This window comes from Lentibacillus sp. JNUCC-1 (assembly GCF_009741735.1).
GTDB lineage: Bacteria > Bacillota > Bacilli > Bacillales > Amphibacillaceae > Lentibacillus_B.
In genome coordinates this window covers 232,511-255,450 of record NZ_WHOH01000003.1, presented here as the reverse complement: position 1 = coordinate 255,450, position 22,940 = coordinate 232,511, and the positions used below count along the sequence as shown (strand labels likewise).

At 46.3% G+C, this 22,940-nt stretch carries 17 protein-coding genes and 2 pseudogenes; 10 read left to right on the top strand and 9 right to left on the bottom strand.

Annotated elements, in window-relative coordinates; all coding sequences use genetic code 11:
• The first annotated feature begins 66 nt into the window (after positions 1-66).
• The 6 genes and pseudogenes from mreBH to JNUCC1_RS11600 all read left to right on the top strand — a co-directional run bounded on the left by mreBH (position 67) and on the right by JNUCC1_RS11600 (position 6,862).
• Positions 67-1,072 (top strand): annotated as a pseudogene (gene mreBH / locus JNUCC1_RS11625) (rod-share determining protein MreBH).
• Positions 1,073-1,884: 812 nt separating this feature from the next.
• Entirely contained in the window at positions 1,885-3,033 is a 1,149-nt protein-coding gene (locus JNUCC1_RS11620; RefSeq protein ID WP_156645667.1) for a CaiB/BaiF CoA transferase family protein, read from the top strand.
• Positions 3,034-3,090: 57 nt separating this feature from the next.
• Positions 3,091-4,281 carry an acyl-CoA dehydrogenase family protein gene (locus JNUCC1_RS11615; protein ID WP_156645666.1) on the top strand — a complete coding sequence of 397 codons (1,191 nt, stop codon included), beginning with the start codon at positions 3,091-3,093 and terminating at the stop codon, positions 4,279-4,281.
• Positions 4,282-5,733: an NAD-dependent succinate-semialdehyde dehydrogenase gene (locus JNUCC1_RS11610; protein WP_231784193.1), complete on the top strand. Its 1,452-nt coding sequence runs from the start codon at positions 4,282-4,284 to the stop codon at positions 5,731-5,733.
• A 331-nt stretch (positions 5,734-6,064) separates the two neighbouring features.
• Positions 6,065-6,517 carry a hypothetical protein gene (locus JNUCC1_RS11605; RefSeq protein ID WP_156645664.1) on the top strand — a complete coding sequence of 151 codons (453 nt, stop codon included), beginning with the start codon at positions 6,065-6,067 and terminating at the stop codon, positions 6,515-6,517.
• A gap of 18 nt (positions 6,518-6,535) precedes the next feature.
• Positions 6,536-6,862: a helix-turn-helix domain-containing protein gene (locus JNUCC1_RS11600; RefSeq protein ID WP_156645663.1), complete on the top strand. Its 327-nt coding sequence runs from the start codon at positions 6,536-6,538 to the stop codon at positions 6,860-6,862.
• 254 nt (positions 6,863-7,116) lie between these two features.
• Here the strand turns inward: JNUCC1_RS11600 and JNUCC1_RS11595 are convergent, their stop codons facing one another.
• From JNUCC1_RS11595 to JNUCC1_RS11565, 7 genes and pseudogenes are all read right to left on the bottom strand, one after another.
• Entirely contained in the window at positions 7,117-7,428 is a 312-nt protein-coding gene (locus JNUCC1_RS11595; RefSeq protein ID WP_156645662.1) for a DUF3870 domain-containing protein, read from the bottom strand.
• 202 nt (positions 7,429-7,630) lie between these two features.
• Positions 7,631-8,374 carry an IclR family transcriptional regulator gene (locus JNUCC1_RS11590; protein ID WP_156645661.1) on the bottom strand — a complete coding sequence of 248 codons (744 nt, stop codon included), beginning with the start codon at positions 8,372-8,374 and terminating at the stop codon, positions 7,631-7,633.
• An 81-nt stretch (positions 8,375-8,455) separates the two neighbouring features.
• A complete protein-coding gene (locus JNUCC1_RS11585) occupies positions 8,456-9,628 on the bottom strand; it encodes a saccharopine dehydrogenase C-terminal domain-containing protein (protein WP_156645660.1) in 1,173 nt (390 codons plus the stop codon).
• A gap of 71 nt (positions 9,629-9,699) precedes the next feature.
• A complete protein-coding gene (locus tag JNUCC1_RS11580) occupies positions 9,700-11,196 on the bottom strand; it encodes an aldehyde dehydrogenase family protein (protein WP_156645659.1) in 1,497 nt (498 codons plus the stop codon).
• A gap of 44 nt (positions 11,197-11,240) precedes the next feature.
• Positions 11,241-12,883, bottom strand: a pseudogene (locus tag JNUCC1_RS11575) (thiamine pyrophosphate-dependent enzyme).
• 8 nt (positions 12,884-12,891) lie between these two features.
• On the bottom strand, positions 12,892-14,073 hold the full coding sequence (locus JNUCC1_RS11570) for an aminotransferase class I/II-fold pyridoxal phosphate-dependent enzyme (RefSeq protein WP_156645658.1): 1,182 nt from the start codon (positions 14,071-14,073) through the stop codon (positions 12,892-12,894).
• Positions 14,074-14,701: 628 nt separating this feature from the next.
• Positions 14,702-16,390, bottom strand: coding sequence for an IS1182 family transposase (locus JNUCC1_RS11565; protein WP_197431723.1), 1,689 nt, complete (start codon positions 16,388-16,390; stop codon positions 14,702-14,704).
• A gap of 484 nt (positions 16,391-16,874) precedes the next feature.
• Here JNUCC1_RS11565 and kynU point away from each other — a divergent pair, with 484 nt between their 5' ends.
• From kynU to JNUCC1_RS11545, 4 genes are all read left to right on the top strand, one after another.
• Positions 16,875-18,140, top strand: coding sequence for a kynureninase (kynU, locus tag JNUCC1_RS11560; protein ID WP_156645656.1), 1,266 nt, complete (start codon positions 16,875-16,877; stop codon positions 18,138-18,140).
• Positions 18,140-18,787, top strand: coding sequence for an arylformamidase (gene kynB / locus JNUCC1_RS11555; RefSeq protein ID WP_156645655.1), 648 nt, complete (start codon positions 18,140-18,142; stop codon positions 18,785-18,787). The genes kynU and kynB overlap by 1 nt, the downstream gene beginning before the upstream one ends.
• A complete protein-coding gene (gene kynA, locus JNUCC1_RS11550) occupies positions 18,780-19,619 on the top strand; it encodes a tryptophan 2,3-dioxygenase (protein ID WP_156645654.1) in 840 nt (279 codons plus the stop codon). Before kynB ends, kynA begins: the two co-directional genes overlap by 8 nt.
• A gap of 81 nt (positions 19,620-19,700) precedes the next feature.
• Positions 19,701-21,044, top strand: coding sequence for an FAD-dependent oxidoreductase (locus JNUCC1_RS11545; RefSeq protein ID WP_156645653.1), 1,344 nt, complete (start codon positions 19,701-19,703; stop codon positions 21,042-21,044).
• Positions 21,045-21,256: 212 nt separating this feature from the next.
• Here the strand turns inward: JNUCC1_RS11545 and JNUCC1_RS11540 are convergent, their stop codons facing one another.
• A complete protein-coding gene (locus JNUCC1_RS11540; RefSeq protein ID WP_156645652.1) occupies positions 21,257-21,928 on the bottom strand; it encodes a hypothetical protein in 672 nt (223 codons plus the stop codon).
• 79 nt (positions 21,929-22,007) lie between these two features.
• A complete protein-coding gene (locus JNUCC1_RS11535; protein WP_331713764.1) occupies positions 22,008-22,928 on the bottom strand; it encodes a DMT family transporter in 921 nt (306 codons plus the stop codon).
• Positions 22,929-22,940: the final 12 nt, after the last annotated feature.

Here is a 22,940-nt window from a genome sequence, read left to right as displayed (position 1 = left end):
ATTGAATCTAAAAAAATACGCATAAATACGCAATACGATAAAATGCACTTCTGGAGGAATATACACATGTTTTCAAATGCTGAAATTGGAATTGACCTTGGTACCGCAAATATATTGATTTACACAAAAACAAAAGGTATTGTCCTGAATGAACCATCCATCGTAGCCATCGATGTCAACTCAAAGAAAGTCATTGCAGTTGGTGAAGAAGCCAAGCAAATGGTCGGTAAAACACCTCAAAATATTGTTGCCATCAGACCATTAAGAGACGGCGTGATCGCAGACTATGATATCACCGCCCAAATGCTTAAAGCCTTTTTGAAGAAAGTCAGCCGGAAAGCAGGCCTCTCTATGCGCAAGCCAACGGTTGTCGTTTGTACCCCGTCCGGCAGCACTACAGTAGAACGCCGTGCCATTCATAATGCTGTGTCAAGTTATGGTGCAAAGCATGTGCACTTAATCGAAGAACCAATTGCAGCTGCCATCGGGGCTGACCTACCTGTTGAAGAACCGATCGCAAACGTCATCGTGGACATCGGCGGCGGAACTTCAGAAGTGGGCATCATTTCCTTTGGCGGTGTCGTGTCCTGCCAAGCTGTCAGAAGCGGTGGTGATAAAATGGACGAAGAAATTATCAACCATATCCGTAAAAATATAACATCTTGATTGGTGAACGAACAGCTGAGAATATCAAGCTTGAAGTCGGCTATGCCCATCCGGACCATGAAGAAATCACTATGGAAGTACGCGGCCGTGACCTTGTGAGTGGACTGCCGAAGACCATCACGGTTACTTCGACCGAAATTCATAATGCGATCAGAGAGTCACTCGATAAAATTCTCGAAACCATTCATACGACTTTAGAGAACTGCCCGCCAGAACTCAGTGGTGACATCGTTGACCGCGGTATTGTACTAGCGGGCGGCGGCGCCCTTCTGAACGGCATGCAGGACTGGCTCTCCCAAGAACTGAACGTCCCGTGCACATGGCACCAAACCCACTCGAAGCCGTTGCCATCGGCACAGGACGCGCATTGAAAATGATCACCAAACTGGAAAAAGCAGCAACTTAAACCAAAAGCACCTTGACCTCACAAGCTAAAGTGAACGCACTTTGTAGCAACCGTTGCCACAAAGTGCGTTCACTTAGGAGGTTACGTATATGTAGTTACTCTTTTGTAAGAACAATAAAGAAGAGTATATAAAAAGAAACCCCATATATGTTAATAAGAGCACCGTGATTTGCGCTGCGGGAAGTCGCTTTCCGCGGGCACGGCCTCAGCCTCCTCGCGGAAAGACCACCGCTGTGGGGTCTTCGGACTCGTGCTGTTCCCGCAGGAGTCGACTTCCCTCCGCTCCAATCACTCTATTTAATTCAGTGGCTTGGACGGTACTACTCACATATGAGTTAAAGAATAACCTCACTTACCAGCTCGGGGGAAACACGGAGACTCCTGCGGGATGCAAAGCCTCGGTGAGACCCCGGAGGTCGTTAGACCGAGGAGGCTCAGCAGTGCCCGCGGAAAGCGGAGTGTTTTCCCCGAGCGGTTGCAAGAGGCAGTCAAAAAAAGCTTTCATTGGTTCGCAGTTAGTGTTTTCTATTCTTTAAGATCTCAGGTTGATGAATAAGGCTGATTGCGCAGGGTTCTGCGGGGCTTTGCGCACTGCTTTTTTCAAAAAATCTTTACAAAGGATCAATTTTACGTTATACTTATTTTGAAATCGTTTACAATAAACCAACTATAACTGCCTATTTTGCTCACAGGCCCATGCCGGGTTTGTTCCAGCATAACTAAGCCAGTTCAGAACGCTTACAGCATGACTGTAACCGTTTTGGAGTGGCTTTTTATTGTTGCTTGATTCTCATTGAAAAGAGGTGATTGATATGACTGGACCACTTGAAGGAATGAAGGTTCTGGATTTGTCGCGGGTGCTTGCCGGTCCCTACTGCACGATGATACTTGGAGACCTCGGAGCAGAAGTGATTAAAGTGGAAGCACCCGGCGGCAGTGATGACACACGCAAATGGGGCCCGCCTTTTCAAAACGATGTGAGCGCCTATTATCTCTCAGCCAACCGCAATAAAAAGAGCATCACCGTTGATTTGAAATCAGAGCAAGGCATAGAAACCATCAAAGCTCTTGCTGCCGAATCCGATGTCATGATCAACAACTTCAAAACCGGCACAATGACCCGTTTTGGAATTGATTATGAAACTATGAAAGATCTTAACCCTGGCATTGTCTATTGTTCCATTACGGGATTCGGGGAAACCGGTCCCTATAAAGATTACCCAGGGTATGATTACATTATCCAGGCAATGAGCGGGCTGATGAGCATCACAGGAGATGCGGAATCCGGTCCTCAGAAAATGGGTGTGGCAATTACGGACATTCTTACGGGGCTATATGCCTGCATCGGAATACAATCTGCCCTTTTGGAACGGGGGCAATCTGGCAAAGGACAAAAGCTGGATATTTCGCTGTACGATTCCGCTGTCAGTGCACTTGTCAATATCGGCAGCAATCATTTGATGTCCGGGGACATTCCTAAAGCGCTCGGCAATCAACACGCCAACATTGTGCCCTATCAGACATTCCATACGAAAGACGGTGAAATGGTCATCGCGGTTGGAAACGACAGGCAGTTTAAAGCATTGTGCGGCATTCTCGAGCGTCCGGAAATTGCACAGGATGAACGCTTTGAAAGCAACCCTTCCCGTGTCAGCAACCGGGATGAACTGACACAGATGCTGCAAGAAGCTTTTTCAAAACACACGACAGATCACTGGGAACAGCAGTGTCGTGCAAACAATATTCCATGTGGCCCGATTCAAAACGTCAAAGAAGTTGCCGCCGATCCACAACTGGCCGCAAGAGACATGTTTATCAGCCACGGCCATCCTAAAGCAGGAGATATTAAAATGATCGGCAGCCCATTGAAGCTGTCACGCACCCCAGTCACCTACAGACACCATCCCCCAGAACCAGGGGAACACAACCAAGAAATAGTCGGAATAACAGACAAATATTAAAGGTGTTATTCAGAAACAATTACATCAACTTATATTTTAATGACGGGAGAGATTTTGATGAATTTTGATTTCACAGAAGAACAAACGATGTTAAGACAGACAGTAAGACAATTTGTTGATAAAGAGATTATGCCTTATATAGCAGATTGGGACCGCGAAGGAAAATTCGACCCATCTGTGGTTGAAAAACTCGCTGACCTTGGCCTGATGGGCGTCTGCATTCCGGAAGCATATGGCGGCAGCGGCATGGATTATAATGCACTCGCCATCGTCTGCGAAGAACTCGAGCGCGGCGATACGGCTTTTCGCACAGCCGTATCCGTACACACCGGACTCAACAGCATGACCCTGCTGCAATGGGGAAATGAAGAGCAAAAACAAAAGTTTCTCGTACCCCAGGCGAAAGGTGAAAAACTGGGGGCATTTGGCTTAACAGAACCCGCCGCCGGTTCAGACGTCGCTTCCATTCAAACAACAGCCGTTAAAAAAGGGGATCATTATGTGCTGAACGGTCAGAAAAACTGGATTTCCCTTTGTGACACGGCAGATCACTTTATCGTTTTTGCCTATACAGAAAAAGACAAACGCCACCATGGCATCTCTGCTTTCATTGTTGAGCGGGCGATGGATGGCTTTTCCTCAAAAGCAACAAAAGGCAAGCATGGCATTCGTGCTGGCAACACAGGAGAACTGTTTTTTGAAGACGTCAAAGTCCCTGCTGAAAACCTCCTTGGTGACGAAGGAGAAGGCTTTAAAATTGCCATGGCTGCGCTCGACAATGGACGCTTCACCGTCGCTGCGGGAGCTGTCGGTCAGATCATGGCTTGTATTGAAGCAAGTGTGGATTACTGTCATGAGCGCGAAACATTCGGCAAACCCATTGGCCAGCACCAGCTTGTCCAGCAAATGCTTGCCAAGATGGAAGCAGGCTTGCAAATGAGCCGCTTGCTCGTTTATAAAGCGGGAGAACTTAAAAACCAAGGCAAGCGCAATACACGCGAAACCTCCATGGCCAAATGGCAGGCGTGCGATTTCGCCAACAAAGCAGCCGATGATGCCGTTCAGATTCACGGTGCGTACGGTTATTCAGATGAATATCCGGTTGAGCGTTATCTGCGCAACTCTAAAGCCCCTGTCATCTATGAAGGCACGCGTGAAATTCACACCATCATGCAGGCGCAATATGTCCTTGGATACCGTAAAGATAAACCACTAAACAAAATGCTGCCCGCATGGGAGAAGGAGTGATTGAGCTTGATTGATAAGGTCACACAAAGCATTTACATTGACGGAGAGTGGCTTAAAGTAGATGAAGCGCATAGCGACATCATTTATAATCCAGCCATCCTTGAACCGCTGACCACCATTTCTGCCGGCGGTGAAGCTGAAACGAAAAAAGCAATTTCAGCTGCTCACCGCGCTTTTAAAAGTTGGGGCAGCATGAGTGGACGTAAGCGCTCCAGAATTTTGTACAAAGCACATGAATTGATGCTTGCAGATGCTGAGCGTCTGGGGGAAATTTTGACCATGGAGCAGGGCAAGCCGCTGAAAGAAGCCATCGGAGAAGTGAAAGGAGCAGCAGGCTTTCTGCTATGGTATGCCGAGGAAGCGAGCAGAAGTTACGGTGAATGGCTCCCCTCGTCCGTCCGATCAAAACGCATGATCGTTATGCCACAGCCTGTGGGGGTTGTAGGTGCGATTACACCTTGGAATTTCCCGTCGTCCATGATCACCCGAAAGCTTGGTCCAGCGCTCGCTGCCGGCTGTACGGTCGTCTTAAAACCTGCACCAGAGACACCGCTGTCTGCCATTGAAATTGTAAAGATTTTCGAACAGGCCGGTATGCCCCCTGGCGTTGTCAATCTTGTGACAGGTGACGCTGAGGCGATCGGACAGGAGATGCTTTCAAACAAGCATGTGCGTCACATTACATTCACCGGGTCAACAGCTGTCGGGAAGTATTTAATGCGTGAAAGTGCCGACCAGGTCAAAAAGCTGTCACTCGAACTTGGCGGTCATGCACCGATCATTATATTTGAAGACGCTGATCTAGATAAAGCTGTCAGCCTGAGCCTTGCCAGCAAATTCCGGAATAACGGCCAGACGTGCATCTGCGCCAACCGGGTGTATGTCCATGAATCGGTTGCGGAAACGTTCCAAACCAAACTACAAAAACAAGTGGAAACGCTCAAAGTCGGAAATGGTTTGGAAGAAGATACAGACCTTGGCCCTTTAATCAACGCACAGGCCAAAGACAAAGTCCAAACCCATTTGGACGACGCCATGCAAAAAGGAGCTGACATTGTCTGCGGCGGTGACACAGCAGAGCAACCCGACAGTTACTTTATGTCGCCTACCGTTCTGGCGGGCGTTACAGACGATATGCGAATTATGCGTGAGGAGACGTTTGGACCGATCATGCCAATTCAAATCTTCTCAGATGAGCAGGCTGTGATTGAAAAAGCCAATGACACAGACTATGGATTGGCCGCCTATTTCTTCACCGAAAACACCAGCCGGGCGATCAGAGTCTCAGAGGCACTGGATTATGGCATCATCGGTGTCAACGACGTCTTCCCTGCCGTTCCCGAAGCCCCTTTTGGCGGGGTCAAACAATCGGGCACAGGCAAAGAAGGCGGACACCACGGCATGGATGAATTTCTCGAGAAGAAACTTGTATCGCTTGGAATTGAGTCGTAGTAACAGTTACCTAAAAAAAGAGCAACCCTGGGTGTCGTTCCTACGCTTTGGCTAAAGCTTTATAGCGTTAAAGGAATGACACCCAATATAATTCGATTAACTACACACCGTCAGAGCTAACCATCACTGTTTGGAGAGATCAATTCTTATATGGACTTTTGTTTAATGTCATTATCTCCTTTAACAAAAACGTTCTGTCTTTTGTGTGATAACAAGAAAGGTTTGTTTTATGGATTTAATATCTAAACTCAATGAATAATTTCTGCACAAAGGGGGAATATATTGTATAGGATATTAGTAATTAGACAATTTATATTCTAAACAATATAATATGGATAATACTAAAGCTATAATTACAATATTAGAAGATAAAAACGGAAATCAGCAACTATTCGACGTGGTAGCAAAACTCTCAGCAGACGCCAAGCGTGACACGAACGCTGCAGAACTTGCCCATTTGGTAGCTCAAGCATTTGATTATTTAGAATATGTAGGTGTTCCCCCTAAACATGAGAGGCTCTTTACCGGGGAAAACTTAAGTGGCGATCCAATCACTATTGCAAATGTAGTAAAGGAATTAAACCACGCACCTCCCTTGTTGGAACTGCGAGCTAACAGACGTGGATACGGAGCATTCAGAGCTTTGTTTTTCTATGAGGATATAAATGATAAGCATCACATATATTTTACAAAAGCAATTATTAAAAAGGAGAACAATCCACCGGAATTTAATCAAATTGTGAACGAGAGCTTAAAAATGCTTGAAGGTTTCTTAAACGACTGAGTAAAAGGAGATGGTACTATGAGCAAGAAGTCTTATGAAGATTTAATGGCTACATTAAAAACAGCACCAGGTGTTAGTGAACATCTTAATAAACATTCAGTCATAATGGGAAAGAAAATATTAAAGCGTAGACTCCAATTGGGGCTAACCCAAAAAGAGGTAATCGAAGCCATTCGCTCTAATAATGCAAAAATAACACAAGCCACTTTATCTAAAGTAGAGTGTGGGGACGATAACATCACGTCTAAAACATATGATAAAATATTCAATGTCTTAGGCGGTTTAGAGGATATTGAACCAAAATTTACTAGAGATCCTAAAAAAAATGAAATAGTCTACCATTGATCATAGAATCTCCCCTGTCTTTAATAGATTGGGGAGCGCATTTAATTTGAATTAAAAATACAAATAAATTATTGATTATATATTATAGAATTATGTACATACGAAAAGACTAATCAGTCATCATGCCCGATTGTCTTGTAAAACTTGAACTGAATCTCGTATATTAACTAACGGACGCTAATCCTGAATAATGACTAGCGCCCATGCTTGACCTTTTCCCCATTAGGGATGACTTATGTCTTTTCTATACTTGATCAAGCGTCTTTATAAGTCTCATATTGCTTATACAAATCGTGCAGTGCAGATGCCAACGCGCCACCTGCTTTACCCAGATAATGATCTTTCACCTCACGCACTGGGTGTTCAATACCATCTTCCAGACTGTAGCCTCGCAGCAGCTGCTGAATATAAGCCCGGCCATGTTCAGTGGCCAGCGTGCAATTTGCCGCGACAATCACCCCGTATTTCTTATCAATTTCGGCCGTAATCGTCAGCATATCGTACATGCTTTTCGCTGCCATGCCTGATGGCAATCTGGAATGACCAGCAATGAAAATTGTGTTCATAAGACGTCCCCGTTTCTCTTGAAAGATAACAAAGTATAAAATTTAGGCTTAATGACTCTATCTGTCAGCAATAGCCATGTCCAGCTCCAGCGCCTACCCCTCGAGTCATAAGCAATACCGCTTCGTGGCAAAGATCGCCACTACCCGTTCTTGCTTATGCTTTTCGGGGCTGACCAAGGCGCTTGCGCTTTTGTTAATGATTTTAACCCGTATAGCCCAGTTTAGCGGAAATCCGTTCGGCTGTCTGCCTTGTTTTTTCTTTGATATCTGTCAAACCTTCACCTTCAAAATAACTGGACAAGCCACTGACAGCCAAAGCCGCAACAACTTCCCCGGTGTGATTCTTAATCGGAAACGACAATCCGGTTGTGTCCGGGTCTTGTTCACTGATACTTAAAGCATAACCCTGCCGGCGGATCTGCTGCAACTCCTTTTTCAACGTTTCTGGACGCTTATCAGCTGGATGAATCTGTTCAAAGATAGCAGCTTGCGCCTCTTCCTCTAAATAGGCCAGCAGCAATTTTGGTCCTGAACCGATGTAGAGCGGCAAGGTTTTGCCGATTCTTGTATGAAGCCTTAGGGCTCGTGTGCTTTCAACCTTTTCAATATAGGTTGCCTGACTGTGATTGACAATGACAAGGTGGACAACTTCATTAATGTCACCAACAAGCTGTTCCATAAACGGCCGGGCAATTTCTCTCAGCTGCATATGACTCGATACAAGCGAACCAAGCTCCAACAGTTTGAGCCCCAGACGGTACCTGCTGTCATGATCATTGCGTTTTATCTTATAAACGTAATTGCGGGCTTCCAAAGTTGTTAAAAGCCGGTACACAGTGGGTTTGGGCATATTGGTCTGTTCTGCAAGCTCTTTCAGTGTGAGTTCCTTCGTATCTTCAGTAAATTGGTCCAATAGCTTCAGAGCTTTGTGCACGCTTTGGTTCATAGTCCCGTCTCCTTATCGTTCTGTATAGACAAGAAGGCTGAGCCACACCTTTCATGTTTGTGGACCAGCCTTCATGAGCGTCTAGACGTTGAGCGTTTCGTGATGCACGTGCTTATATTCTTTAATCACAACCCCGCGCCGCTTCATCTCTTCAATATAGACGGCTCCAGGCACGGCCCTTTCCGGGGGATGGACGCCGCGTGCGGTAATGTCTCCCCGTGCGATCATCTGGGCTGCAACTGAAATGGTATTCGCTGTAGCCCGCGCCATGGCTGTAACGTTATTTTCTCCATCTTTCACTGTTGTCATTTCATATGTGTATGTCGTCGGCTGCCCGTCTTTCACGCCTGAAACTTCCACACGGAGCAGGACCGCATCTTCCTTATCTTTCAATTCCACAATCGGATCGAGCGTTTTAAGTAAGACTTTGCGCGGATTGATCGACTGACCGTCCACTTCGACTTCAAAGTCCGTACGGGTCAAATTCAGATCAACAAGCAATTTGAACTTTTCCGCATGACCAGGGTACCGAATCGTTTTGTACTCAAGGGTATTTAAATCCGGATAGGAATGCGGCAGTGTTGAAGTGCCCCCTGACGTATGGAAGGCTTCCAGAGGCCCAAAACGTTCAAAATGAAGCCGCTCCACTTCCGATAAGGCAGAGATCTCCTGCTTAACCCCGTTACGGATAATCAGGCACGGGTCTGTGTAATGATCCAGCAGCCCTTCCATTGAGAAAACATGATTGTATTCAAGCGGCGGTTCCGGTTTAACAGGAATGCCCCCGACAAACAGCCGAATGGACTCAGCTTGATCAAGCTTTGACACCCCGTAACCTGAAAGAATATTAATCATGCCCGGTGCCACCCCAAGGTCAGGGATGATGGTTACCCCGGCCGTTTCCGCATCGTCTTTCATCGCAAGCACATGGTCTGTAATATGACCGATGTGACCGCCAAGATCTACAGAGTTCACACCGACACGGATCGCCGTTCTGGCCACAATTTCGTTGAAGGAATAAAATAGAGCATTGATAACGACGTCAAATTGACGCATATAATTGGCGAGTTCTTCTTCATCACTGGCATTCACCTGATAGGCTTGCAATTTTGGTGAAGCTAGCTGGTCACAGACCGCTTGGGCCCGTTCCAGATCAATATCAGCCAGTCCAACTTTTTCAACGGCGTCTTGTGCTGCCAGGTCACGCGCAGCCTCTTTTCCCATTAATCCTGAACCAAGTACCCCTATTTTCATTCAACCACCCCTTCTGTTTGTTTAGGAGCCGATGCGCCCTATACTAAAGCGCATCGGCTGGTGTTGCATGATTATTCAACGTCTATCTGAGCACGCTGTAATTTACCGCTGTAGTCAACATAAACCGCTTTCCATTCAGTAAAGACGTCGAGCGCCTGAACACCAGAATCACGGTGCCCATTCCCTGTTCCCTTTGTGCCGCCAAATGGCAGATGGATCTCAGCACCTGTCGTACCGGCATTGACATATACAATTCCAGTATCAAGGTCACGCTGAGCTCTGAACACCCGGTTCACATCCGCTGTAAATATCGAACTGGACAGACCGTAAGAGACACCGTTGTTCACTTCAATGGCTTCTTCAAAACTTTCCACCGAAATCAGCGAGATCACCGGTCCAAAAATCTCTTCTTGAGCGATGCGCATTTCTGAGGTTACATTTGTAAACAACGTCGGTGCAAAATAAAATCCGCCCTTATAATCGCCGTCTGTCAGCTCGTAACCGCCAGCCAATAACTCGGCTCCTTCGTCTTTACCGATATCGATGTATTTTTTAATTTTATCGAGACCTGCTTTGTTGATAATCGGTCCGACTTTGTTCGTTTCATCAAGGCCATTGCCGATATTGAGATCCTGCATTTTCGTCAGCAACTTTTCTTCCAGTTGCGCCTTCACAGCCTGGTGGACAATGACACGGCTCGCTGCCGTACACCGCTGGCCGCTCGTGCCATATGCACTCCAAATGATTCCGTCAGCTGCCAAGTCAAGATCAGCATCATCCATTACGATGACCGCGTTCTTACCGCCCATTTCGAGCGACACCTTCTTCAGCTGTTCACCGCATTTAGCCGCGATGCTCCGGCCTGTATCGTTGGACCCTGTAAAAGAAATCACGCGAATGTCCTTGTGATGAACCATGGCATCCCCAACAGTTGATCCCGAACCGAACACAACGTTTACAACACCACTTGGGAGACCGGCTTCTTCAAAAATCTTGGCCAGTTCATATGCCATGATCGGTGTTTCAGTTGCGGGTTTCCAAATTACAGCATTCCCCGCGACAATAGCCGGAAAAGACTTCCATGTGGCGATTGCAATTGGGAAGTTCCAAGGTGTAATAATCCCGACAACGCCCACCGGGGCACGGACACTCATGGCAAATTTGTTATCAAGCTCAGCCGGTGTGGTATGGCCAAACAAACGTCTGCCCTCACCTGCCATATAAAATGCCATGTCAATGCCTTCCTGCACCTCACCGCGTGCTTCCTCAAGCACTTTACCGTTTTCCATTGTAAGCAGCTGTGACAACCGTTCTTTACGTTCAATCATGAGCTGGCCAACCCGGTAAAGCACGTCCGCACGCTGTGGAGCAGGAACACGTGCCCATTCCTTCTGGGCTTTTTTAGCCACGTCCACTGCCTGGTCCACATCTTTGGCTGTTGAAAGCGGTACATGGACAACCGTTTCACCAGTTGCGGGATTGTTCACAGGCGTTGTTTCGCCCGCTTCTGCCCACTTCCCATCGATGAAGTTCGTTAAAGTCTTTTCTTGTAATAATGTTTGTGTCATTTAAAAACCCTCCTGAAATAATAAGTATTGAACGTTCCCTTCATTCATGACTTCTGGCGTATGTCGGTAATCGTCGCTCGCGGTGAAATCTGTTCGACGTCCGTCATGATTTCGATCACAACACTCTTCTTCTGTGCAAGAGCCCACTCGAGCGCTTGAGAAAAACCTGCAGCTGACCTGACTTGTTTCCCGTCTGCCCCAAGACTCTTGGCCAACTCCACGAAAGAAATATGACCTAAATCGGTTGCCATTACTCTTTCCGGATACACTTTCTCCTGGTGCATGCGAATGGTGCCATAGGACTGGTTGTTGAAAACCAAAGCAATAACCGGAATGTTGTAGCGGATAGATGTTTCCAATTCATTTGCTGTCATCATAAAACCTCCGTCCCTGAGAGGGAAACAACTGTTTTATGAGGACGAGCAAGTTTCACCCCGACCGCTGCCGGCATGCCATATCCCATTGCGCCTGATGTTGGACCGACATAAGTCTGCTTTTCTTTAAACTGATAAAATGTGTGCAGCCAACTGGCAAAATTGCCCGCATCGTTGGTGATCACAGTATTCGCGGGCAGTTGTTCCTGCATAGATGCGATCATACCGCGCATCATATCGCTCTCTCTGACCGCATCACCGAGCAGGCTGACCTGTTCATAAGCCAGACGCCGACTTTCGGTCCACTTGCCCCAGGCACACTGTACATGCATTTCTTTTAAAGCCTCCAAAGCCTCATCAGCTGAAGCTACAATTCCTAGCGACGGCGGAAACGACTTGCCGAGTACAGATTCAGCAATATCAATGTGAATCAGCGTTTGATCCGGATGTAACAATTGATAATCCTGGGTGGTCACTTCTGATAGGCGGGTTCCGATCGCCAGCACTGTATCAGCCTGACGCACCGTATCCAAAATATCCGCATGTGTTCCCAGCCCAAGATGACCTGTATAAAGCGGATGATTATTCGGAAACACGTCATGACGACGAAACGCCGACACAACAGGCAATGTGTATTTTTCGGCAAAGATTTGAAGGGCTTCTTCAGCACCAGCGCTCTTCACCCCTCCCCCGGCAATCATCACCGGTCGTTTGGACTTGCTGAGCAGCTGAGACACCTGCTCCACTTCCTTTTTTCCTGGGGCAGGCGCGGGTTTTACAATAGGCGTCAAATCAACGGAAGCCACTTCTACCGGCAAAACATCTTCCGGCAGCGAGACAACAACAGGCCCCGGTCTGCCCGTCTGAGCAATGCGAAAGGCTCTTTGGACCAGCTCTGGCATGCGCTCAGGATCATTTACTTCAACAGCCCACTTGCTGATTGGCTGAAAAAGCTGATCCAGATCAACCTCCTGAAAGCCCTCCCTTCCGCGGAACTTACGATGAACCTGTCCCAAAAACACAACCATCGGCGTCGAATCCTGATATGCTGTATGAACGCCAATTGACAGATTGGCAGCCCCTACCCCACGGGTTGCCATAACCACGCCGGGCTTGCCACTGGCCTTCGCATAGGCTTCAGCCATGAACGAGGCGCCGCCCTCATGCCTGCCTGCAATTACGTTAATGGAAGGTGTATCGTATAAAGCGTCCAGTACGGGCAAGTAGCTTTCACCCGGCACACAGAAAACGTGTTCAATCGACTCTTTCTCAATACAACTGACAACAGCTTGTGCAGCTGTTACCGTTTTCATTTTAATGGTCAGTTTGATCCCCCCTTGTTGAAATCAAGTTGAGCGAGACGGTCTGCCACTTCCTTAAGCCGGTCTTTGTCCACCGATAACGATATACGGACATAGCCCTCTCCAGAAGGACCAAACGCTGTCCCAGGTGTCACAATCACACCTGCCGTTTCCAGCAGATAGTCGGCAAAGTCAATGGAAGAAAAGCTTTGTGGCACCTTACACCAAATAAAAATGGTTCCCTTTGGCTTTTCAGCTTGTAACCCTAATTGGGTAAGGGCCTGATGCAACACTTCCATCCGCTCCTCATAGATGGCATTGTGCGCTTTCACTTCAGATAAATCACTTGTTAAAGCTTTTGCAGCTGCCTTTTGAATCGGTAAAAATTGGCAGGTGTCAATATTGCTTTTCAACCGCGTGAGGGCACTGATTAACGTCGGATTCCCCACCACATAACCAATTCTCCACCCTGTCATTCCAAAACCTTTTGACAGGGAACCGAATTCCACTGCAACATCCTTCGCCCCTTCAACTTGCATAAGACTCGGTGCCGTGTAATCACCAAACGTTACCAAGTCATAAGCGGCGTCATGTGCAATCATTAACCGGTGCCGGCGCGCAAATGCAACCGCTTCCACAAAAGTCGACAAATTAACCGTTGCAGCTGTCGGATTGCCTGGGTAGTTGAGCAGCATCAGTTTGGCATGCTCAGCATCAACGAGCGATACCTGATCATACGAGGGCACATAGCCGGCTTTTGAATCCAGCGGCAAATCCACAACCTTACCGCCTGCAAGTTGCACGCCTGTTCTATACACAGGATAACCGGGGTCAGGTACCAGCACTCGGTCACCCGGGTCAATGACCGCTTGCAGCAGATGGGCGATTCCTTCTTTGGAGCCTATTAAAGCGAGAATCTCTTTTTCCGGGTCCAGCTCAACACCGTATTGACGCGAGTAAAATTCCGCAACTGCCTCGCGGAAAACGGCATCGCCATGGTATGTGGAATAACGGTGATTTGCACTGTTGCCGACTTCTTTAATCAATTCGTCCACAACAAATTGCGGTGTGGGCAAATCGGGCGCACCAATACCAAGGTCAATCACATCGACCCCTTTGGCCTGCAGACTTTCTTTACGCTTCTGAAACTTTGAAAACAAATAAGGCGGCAAATGCTTAACTCTGCGCGAAACGAGTGCCATGAACACCCTCCGTTTCATTGTTTGAAATGTCATTTCATTTGCATAACTCAAGTATAATGCATCTTTTTTAATTAATCAATGCTTTCTAAAAAAACTCATGAAAACGACCCATACAACCAATCTATGTTTTTACCCCCAAAAACATCACAAACAAGTGAATTATTGTTAAGATATAACTAAGCCTCTTATAAAGCGCTCACATTTAAACAGCCTTAAAAACAATTGCTAAATACTTGAATGACTGCCTCTGGCAATCGCTCGAAAAAAAAACACTGCGCTTTCCGCGGGCGCTGCTGAGCCTCGGGCCCACAGGACGTGGGTCATGAAGGCGTTGCGACAGGACGTCGCGGTTTTAGCCTTCCTTCCCCTACTGCGAGCTGCGGGGTCTCACCGAGGCTTGTCCTCCCGCTGGAGTCTCCGTGTTTTCCCCGAGCTTGGGTAGAGCTTGCAAATGCCCTAGGAGCCCTAGACAAAAGTATTTTTTAAAAAGCTAAAGATGGCGTTATTTAACTTTTTTATTGACATAAAATAAATCAAGAAAAAAATAGGTATGACAAATAAACATCACGATTTTAAACTTTCTGCTATTGCGACTAAACGTTCAGCACCTCCTCTCGGGCTTCTTCCATCAGGCGGGATACCGTAGGCTGTTTTCTTTCTCTTGGACCACCTGCTGATATGACAAACTATTCAAGTAGAGCTTGACTATTTTTCGAATGTTGTGCATCACACAGTGTAATTTGAACTCACGGGAGGCATTTTTCTTCCCCCGCATATGCATCTGTTTCCAGCCATCTTGTGTTTGGATATTTCCCCACACTGGTTCTGGTACGCTTTTTCTTTGTCTTAAAATTTCCTTGCCTTTCTCACTATTGGCCTTTGCCTTCGCATCTTCACGAAGACTATCATCTTCCAAATGCCTCTCTATTCTGCGAATACCGTCTGTTGCTTTCGTACATTGCGCACTGAGAGGACATTTTTGGCAAGCTTCTAAATTACTGTACTCCCCAATTTTTCCGGACTTTTTTATTTTTTTTCTCCCCAATGTACTTCCTTCTGGACATGTGTATGTATCAGATGCCGGGTCATAATCAAATTTATCTTTTCCAAACGGACTCTTTAGCTCTGGATAGGATACATAAAAGTCGATGCCTTTATCCTTCATGAAACGAATATTCTCGGCGGAAAAAAATCCGGCATCGGCACCAGCCTGCATCCCTTCCAATGAGCCGCACATGTTTTGCGCATCAAGTAGTGTTGGCTGTAATTCAAGTTGATCAGAAGCGCTGTTGCCCGTGTGTGTACCAAGTATAATATGGGTCTTATCATCCACCCAGGCAAAATTGTTGTAACACTGCTGCACTCCTTGATGTTTTGTCATCATAATGTTAGAGTCTGCGTCCGTAAAATTGATTTGCTTTTCCGGTGGGATTTTTTTGTTCCCCTTCTCTTCTTTCCATCTTTGCTCCAGAGCTGTTTTTGCCTGCTCCATCGTGTTGAGTCGATCACTTGTGATCGCAATATCGTTTAACACATTTACCACCTGGTTAAATGTTTCAGATGGAACGTTATTCAGAAGCATAGAAGACGCTTTTAACGTTTCTTCCAAATTCAAGCCCTGCGTTTTCTCAGCCTCATCAAGGTCAAGGTTGAACACTTGCTGTTCTTTTTTCCGAAGTTCTCTTTCGTGTTGTTGTCGTAAAATGTGGTTAACTAATTGGGCCTGATCATGGATACAAGCGTTTAACTTATCATCCGGTACCTGTTCCAAGCTGCTGATGTATGGCTTCATCGTTTCAAATAACGACTCAATATTAATTGATTGATTATCAATTTTCTTTGTTAGACGTTCATAACTCATCGCCTTGTGTTTAGAGGCATTAGCTTGAATCTTTGTACCATCAATATACATACGTTTCCAACCAACCAGGAATAACCCATCACAAATTCCGATGATCTGAATGAAGAGATGATCAACTTCTTCGAATAAGGCATCAATTGTGCGTTCCACCGTTTTATAGCTGGGCATTCGCATGCCGGATAAGATCCATTGTGCGCCAATGCTGTCTTCAGCAAATTGTTGGATTTTCTGCGCCGCATAATGACCATGATACATGGCGTAAAGTATAACTGCTGTCAATTCCCGGCGGGAATAGCGTGGAGCTCCCATAGATAGAGATGCATAGTACCTTAGATCCAGTACATTTGCTAAGTACATAAAGAAACGGGCAGCGTGTGGCTTGTGTTCAACTCTCTCCTGTAATAATTCCTCAAAAAGAACAATCTGATTTGGACAATTCGGGCTGCGATGTGCCATAAAATCTCTCCTCATTTTTTAATCCCAACAAAGAGTACCTAAAAACGATGGTTTTTTTGGGCAAAACAAGGTATAATGAACGGTATAAAGCACTCTTCGTTGGTATGTTTTTCCCAAAAAACATTGTATCATCAAAGGAGTGCTTTTTTCTATGTCCAAATCATGATAAACACCGCACAATAATTTTAATACGTATATTAGTGAAGTTTCGCAATTTACTTCTGTCCAGGGCTCCTAGATGAATATGTGTGCAGAGCCGTCTAAGTCTCTGATTTACATAGAGTGATTGGAGCGGAGGGAAGTCGACTCCTGCGGGAACAGCACGAGTCCGAAGACCCCACAGCGGTGGTCTTTCCGCGAGGAGGCTGAGGCCGTGCCCGCGGAAAGCGACTTCCCGCAGCTCAAATCACGGTGCTCTCATAAAATTATAGTGGATTTAGGTTTTTAAATGAAAATAAGTATATTAAAAGGATGTGTTTTGGATATGGATCGTTTGTGTGCTCAGGAGTTGGATCGGGCGGATGTGCTTGGTCGGTTTCGAAAGGAATTTTACATACCGGAAGATGCGATTTACTTTGATGGAAATTCGCTTGGGCTGTTGTCAAAACGAGCAGAGGCGACGCTTTATGACATGGTGGAGAGCTGGAAAAAGTTTGCTATAGACGGCTGGACAAACGAAGCGCAACCATGGTTTCACCTATCTGAAAAGCTCGGAAACATGACAGCACCGCTCATCGGTGCGCACCCCGAAGAAGTCATAACCACCGGATCGACGACAACCAATCTGCATCAGCTCGCAGCCACCTTTTTCAAACCCGAGGGACAGAAAAACAAAATTCTGGCGGATGAACTGAATTTCCCCTCAGACATTTATGCACTCAAAAGTCAGCTGCAGATTAAAGGACTCGATCCTGAAACCCACCTTGTTCAGGTGAAAAGCCGCGATGGTCATACACTCACCACTGACGACATTATTGCCAAGATGAATGAAGATGTTGCATTGATCGTATTACCCGCTGTGCTTTATCGAAGTGGACAAATTCTCGATATGAAAGCTTTAACCAAAGCTGCGCATGAGCGCGGGATTTTAATCGGCTTTGATTTATGCCATTCAATTGGTGCGATCGAGCATCACTTATCAGCTTGGGATGTAGACTTCGCTTTCTGGTGTACGTACAAGCATTTGAACGGCGGTCCCGGCAGTGTAGGCGGATTATATGTGAACCAGAAGCATTTTGACCAGCAGCCTGGGCTTGCAGGTTGGTTCGGTTCCGATAAAGCTAAGCAATTCGATATGTCCCATACGTTCACACCGGCTGAAACTGCAGGCGCTTTTCAAATTGGCACCCCCCACCTTTTCAGTGCAGCACCGCTTGTGGGCGCATTGGAATTGTTCCAGGAAGCCGGGATGACCCATATTCGCACCAAATCACTACAACTCACAGCGTTTTTAATGAACTTGGTTGAACAAGAGCTATCTGAATACGACTTCACGATTGTCAACCCACGGGACGATCACGAACGCGGCGGCCATGTATTTCTGGAGCACAAAGAAGCTGCACGGATCTGTAAAGCTCTCAAGGCAGACGGAGTCATACCAGATTACAGAGAACCAAACGGCATCAGATTGGCACCAGTCGCTTTATACAACACATTTGAGGACGTGTATGACGCTGTTGGTATTTTAAAAACAATCATGCAGGAAAAACGCTATCTTGAATTCGAAAATAAACGAGGAGTGATTGCATAATGACAAGATGGATCGATATTTCTCAGCCGCTCACCAACGACATGGCCCATTGGCCGGGTGATACGCCTTTTGAATATGGACTCACCTATTCTAAAGAAGACACCGGATCCGTAAACATTGGTCAGATCACGACAAGTTTGCATATCGGGACACATGTGGATGCACCATTTCACTTTGACGACAAGGGTACAACGATTAACGCGCTCGACATCAACACCTATATCGGGAAGGCTCTTATCGTTGACGTCAGTGTGTTTGATCCCGTCACACCAGAGGCTCTGAAAAACGTTGACTTTTCTGAGGTTGAACGTGTACTGTTGCGGACTTCTCTACCGAATGACCCAAAAGTTTTCCCAGAAGATATGCCCATTCTTGACCCGTCACTCGCTGGATTCTTACATGAAAAAGGGGTGAAACTGCTCGGTGTCGATATCCCCTCCGTTGATCCACCGGAAAGCAAGAGCCTGGCGATGCATCATGCGCTTCATGAGCACAGCATACTTATCCTGGAAAACTTAATGCTCGACCATGTTGATCCTGGTTTGTATGAGCTGATCGCCCTGCCCCTCGCCATCCAAGATGCCGACGGAAGCCCAGTGCGCGCTGTCATTAAACCCGTCAGATCGGAGGGACACGCAAATGAATGACAATAAAACCTTTAAATCAGAACAAGACATTCATACCGATTTCACCGACAAAATGACTTATGGTGATTACCTCGGACTTGAGCAATTGCTATCCAGCCAAAAGCCGTTATCCAATCACCATGATGAGATGCTATTCATCATCATCCACCAAGTGAGCGAGCTGTGGATGAAGTTGATCATTCACGAAATTCAAGGGGCCATTTCAGCCATTCAAAAAGGTGATCTCCAAGCATCGTTCAAAATGCTTGCCCGCGTGTCCAAAACCCAGACCCAAATTATCCACGCGTGGGACGTGCTGGCCACCTTGACCCCAAGCGAATACATGGAATTCCGCGACGACCTTGGCAATGCATCAGGGTTTCAATCGTACCAGTACCGGATGGTAGAATTTGTACTCGGTTATAAAACCCCGTTCATTCTCAAGATCTATGAAAAACGGCCTGAACTGCATGCCAAACTTCAAGAAGCTTACAATAAGCCGGGATTATATGACGCTGCGATCGAAGCTCTGGCCAAAGCCGGGTTTGACATCGACGAAGCCGTGCTTGAACGTGATATGTCCCAAACCTACCGTGGGAACGAGAGTGTTCAGGAAGCATGGAAAGCCGTCTACAAAGACGTGCAGACACATTGGGAGCTGTATGAACTCGCAGAAAAACTTGTCGATATTGAGGATGCTTTCCAGCAGTGGCGTTTCCGGCATATGAAGACCGTTGAGCGGATTATCGGGCATAAGAAAGGAACGGGCGGCTCTTCCGGTGTCGGCTATTTGAAAAAAGTCCTCGACCACACTTTCTTCCCAGAACTGTGGGCGATTCGGACTGAATTGTGATGTCACCTGTTATTCCCCTAGTTTTTCCCTGATCGAAATAGGGAAGATTAAGAGTATGACAGACATTGGGAGGAAGCAAATATGTCACAAACCATTGTTATTGTAGGCGCAATTGCCGGTGGTGCTACTACCGCAGCTCAACTCAGACGTATGGATGACGTCTCACATATTATTTTACTTGATCAAAATGAAGAGATCGCTGTATCGACATGTGGATTGCCATATTACATAGGTGACGTTGTCGAGAGCCGTGATGATTTATATATGAACGGAAAGGATTTTGCAGAACATTTCAATGTCGATGTCAGGACCGGCACAAAGGTTACTGGGATCGACCGTTCTAAGCATGAAGTCTCTGTTACGTCTCAAGATGAAAAAGACACCATTCATTACGACAAACTGATTCTTTCCCCTGGGGCAACCGCGAGCGTGCCCCCTCTTGACGGAATCAATATGGAAAGAACATTCACCCTGCATGACCTCGAAGACATGGACAAAATGGATGCGTTTATCCGGGGAAAAGATCCGCAAAACGTGGTAATTGTCGGTGCAAGCTTTGTCGGGCTGGAAATGGCTGAGAATCTCGTGGCCCGCGGACTCAAGTGTACCATGGTCGATCGGTCTTCCTCTGTGTTTAAACTTCTTGACCCAGACATGGGAGCACTCATTCAAGACCATTTGGAGGAAAAAGGGGTGGATGTGCTCTTGGAAGAAGGGCTTGAATCCTTCTCCAATGACGGAAAAACAGTACACTTATCCAGCGGCAAGCAGCTTGAAGCTGATATGACAATACTTGCTGTCGGCATCAAGCAAAACACGGCATTGGCTGAAGCAGCTGATCTTGAAATCGGATCAACCGGCGGCATAAAAACCAATCAGCATATGCAAACAAATGATGATAACATTTATGCCATCGGTGATTCTGTGGAAATTCCCGATGCTAAAACCGGCACGCCTCGACATGTCGCTCTTGCCGGCCCTGCCCACCGTCAGGCATTTATTGTTGCCAGCCATATTGCAGGCGAAGGGTATCCATACGGCGGCACAATTGGTACAGGCATTCTTAAAGCGTTCGATCTTGATGCCGGTGCGACAGGGCTGAACAGTGCCGCACTCGACGACCTTGGCCGAGATTATTCAAGTGCAACACTGGAAGCCGCCTCACACGCCAGCTATTTCCCAGGTGCCGAGCCACTCACGCTAAAAATGTTATTTGATACTGAAAACGGGGAAATTTACGGCGGGCAAGTTGTCGGAAAAGATGGCGTTGATAAACGACTCGCCGTATTTGCCACAGCCGTTAAAGCAGGCATGAGCGTCACAGACTTAACCGAACTCGAAATCGGCTATGCCCCACCCTACTCAGGACCAAAAGACCCAATCAACATTATTGCCTACAAAGCCCAAGCCAAGCTTGTGAGATAACCGGTAATTTCTAAAGGCGTATATAACTCATACGTGCAGCCGCCCGCGGCTAGAAGACACTGTGAAAGTGGTTTTTTTGAACAGATGTCGCACTTGAGCTGTTATAAAGTTAAAGCGACTTCCCAGAGCGGAAATCACGATCCTCTGATATCATTTTAAAAAGAAGGAGAGCCGTTAAACTAACGACTCTCCTTCTTTTTTGTGCAGTTTTTCTAGATATCTTCGCTTGCCTGATAGACAAGTTCAAATTTGGTGTCGTCCAGGATCTCGCTGATGTGCACTTTGACACCGTGGCCAAAGATCACCTCATCAACTGTCATCGCGACGATCATAGTTTTGGTTTCCTGATGAATATCATAATAAATATCACCGACGGACGGTTTCAACGTTTCATCGTTTTCAGCCAGATAAGAGATCGACTCGTCTTCTATTTGCTGCTCCTCAGGGACAAGGGTCTTATCGTAATAAGCAATTTCTGTTGAACCTTCTTCACGCCCGGGGACAAGAACGACATACTCATGATGTCTGACCCCATTATCACGCGTGGTTACGACGTTTCCGTTTTCAACACTGTCAACCTTCTCAATATCATTCAACGAATAATGATCAAGAAAATCTGGTGCTGGTTTCGTGATTAAGATGTAATCGCCGGAGCTTGGCTTTACATCCTTATCAATCGTGTATCTTTTCCCATAAAAGATAAACGTATCCCCGTGCTTCGGTTTATAGTAATGAATCTCCGGAGCACTCGTCAAAATCTGTTTCATATCTTTCAGACGGTATAAATGCACGGACTTACGGAACATCGGCTTCACCGAATACACTTTATGGAGCTCATTTTGATAAAATACAAATTGTCCTTTTCTTACTTGGAAAAGTTTCATATACGCCCTCCTTGCAAATGCTTATACTCTAATACTCATTTTCCCATAATTGGACGAAATTAACCAGCCATTTTCAAATTTAATGTCCAGCCGGCTTATAATTGATGACAATAATCCCGACAGCAACGAGTGCAAGCGCTGCAATGACCATGAGATTCAGGACTTCTCCTTCAATAAACCAAGTCGATAACAACGCCCCCGAAACAGGCGTCATAAATTTATAAATGCTGATTTCCCCTGCTTTATTGTACTTAAGAAGTGAATACCACAATGCGAAGGCCACCGCCGAAAGCAGTGCTGAATAAATAATCAGTCCCCAGCCAAAAGGTGTAAATACAATTGCGCCAGGTGCCATTTGCGGCAAACCGATGGCCAGCATCAGTACAGATCCAATTGTCAGTTGCCATCCTGTTAACGCAAAGGGATGAATCCCAACTGCCATCTCCTTGGCCATAATGGTACCAATCGCTCCAGTTAAGGCAGCCATAATCATATAACCTTCCCCGTTCCAATCAAAACCAAACGACCAGTTCTGTCCCCAATTCGCCGCAATGATTCCAGCAAATCCGGCGATTAGGCCAACACCCTTTTGCCAGTTCAAACGATCGTTACGATAGAAGAAATGAGCCAGCAGGACGGTGAAAAATGTACCACTCGACACAAGAATCGCACCCTGAATCCCAGATGTATTGGCGAGTCCATTATAAAAGAAATAATATTGAACGGCTGTCTGGATAATCCCGAATAAAATCAGAATAGGCCACTGTTTGCCAGTGACTTTCAAATGACGCCGGCTCATGAAAAATAATGCAATCAATAAAATAAGTCCTGCCATCAGAAAGCGGATACCGGCAAACACGACTTTTGCAATGGTATCATCTTGAGCCATTTCCATTTCCACATAACCGATTTTCAAAACCGGAAATGCACTGCCCCAGAGCACGGCACAAAAGATCGCAATCGTGATGACGCTCCACTTTTTGGTCAAAAATTTGTTCACTGCTGTTCATCT

Excerpts from the sequence above, each read along its gene's own strand:
- JNUCC1_RS11595 (WP_156645662.1), bottom strand. The coding sequence starts at position 7,428 with ATGAACACAATTTTCATTGCTGGTCATTCCAGATTGCCATCAGGCATG.
- JNUCC1_RS11585 (WP_156645660.1), bottom strand. The coding sequence starts at position 9,628 with ATGAAAATAGGGGTACTTGGTTCAGGATTAATGGGAAAAGAGGCTGCG.
- JNUCC1_RS11620 (WP_156645667.1), top strand. The coding sequence starts at position 1,885 with ATGACTGGACCACTTGAAGGAATGAAGGTTCTGGATTTGTCGCGGGTG.
- JNUCC1_RS11580 (WP_156645659.1), bottom strand. The coding sequence starts at position 11,196 with ATGACACAAACATTATTACAAGAAAAGACTTTAACGAACTTCATCGAT.
- kynA (WP_156645654.1), top strand. The coding sequence starts at position 18,780 with ATGAATGACAATAAAACCTTTAAATCAGAACAAGACATTCATACCGAT.
- JNUCC1_RS11605 (WP_156645664.1), top strand. The coding sequence starts at position 6,065 with ATGGATAATACTAAAGCTATAATTACAATATTAGAAGATAAAAACGGA.
- JNUCC1_RS11565 (WP_197431723.1), bottom strand. The coding sequence starts at position 16,390 with ATGGCACATCGCAGCCCGAATTGTCCAAATCAGATTGTTCTTTTTGAG.
- JNUCC1_RS11600 (WP_156645663.1), top strand. The coding sequence starts at position 6,536 with ATGAGCAAGAAGTCTTATGAAGATTTAATGGCTACATTAAAAACAGCA.
- kynU (WP_156645656.1), top strand. The coding sequence starts at position 16,875 with ATGGATCGTTTGTGTGCTCAGGAGTTGGATCGGGCGGATGTGCTTGGT.
- kynB (WP_156645655.1), top strand. The coding sequence starts at position 18,140 with ATGACAAGATGGATCGATATTTCTCAGCCGCTCACCAACGACATGGCC.
- JNUCC1_RS11615 (WP_156645666.1), top strand. The coding sequence starts at position 3,091 with ATGAATTTTGATTTCACAGAAGAACAAACGATGTTAAGACAGACAGTA.
- JNUCC1_RS11540 (WP_156645652.1), bottom strand. The coding sequence starts at position 21,928 with ATGAAACTTTTCCAAGTAAGAAAAGGACAATTTGTATTTTATCAAAAT.
- JNUCC1_RS11590 (WP_156645661.1), bottom strand. The coding sequence starts at position 8,374 with ATGAACCAAAGCGTGCACAAAGCTCTGAAGCTATTGGACCAATTTACT.
- JNUCC1_RS11545 (WP_156645653.1), top strand. The coding sequence starts at position 19,701 with ATGTCACAAACCATTGTTATTGTAGGCGCAATTGCCGGTGGTGCTACT.
- JNUCC1_RS11570 (WP_156645658.1), bottom strand. The coding sequence starts at position 14,073 with ATGGCACTCGTTTCGCGCAGAGTTAAGCATTTGCCGCCTTATTTGTTT.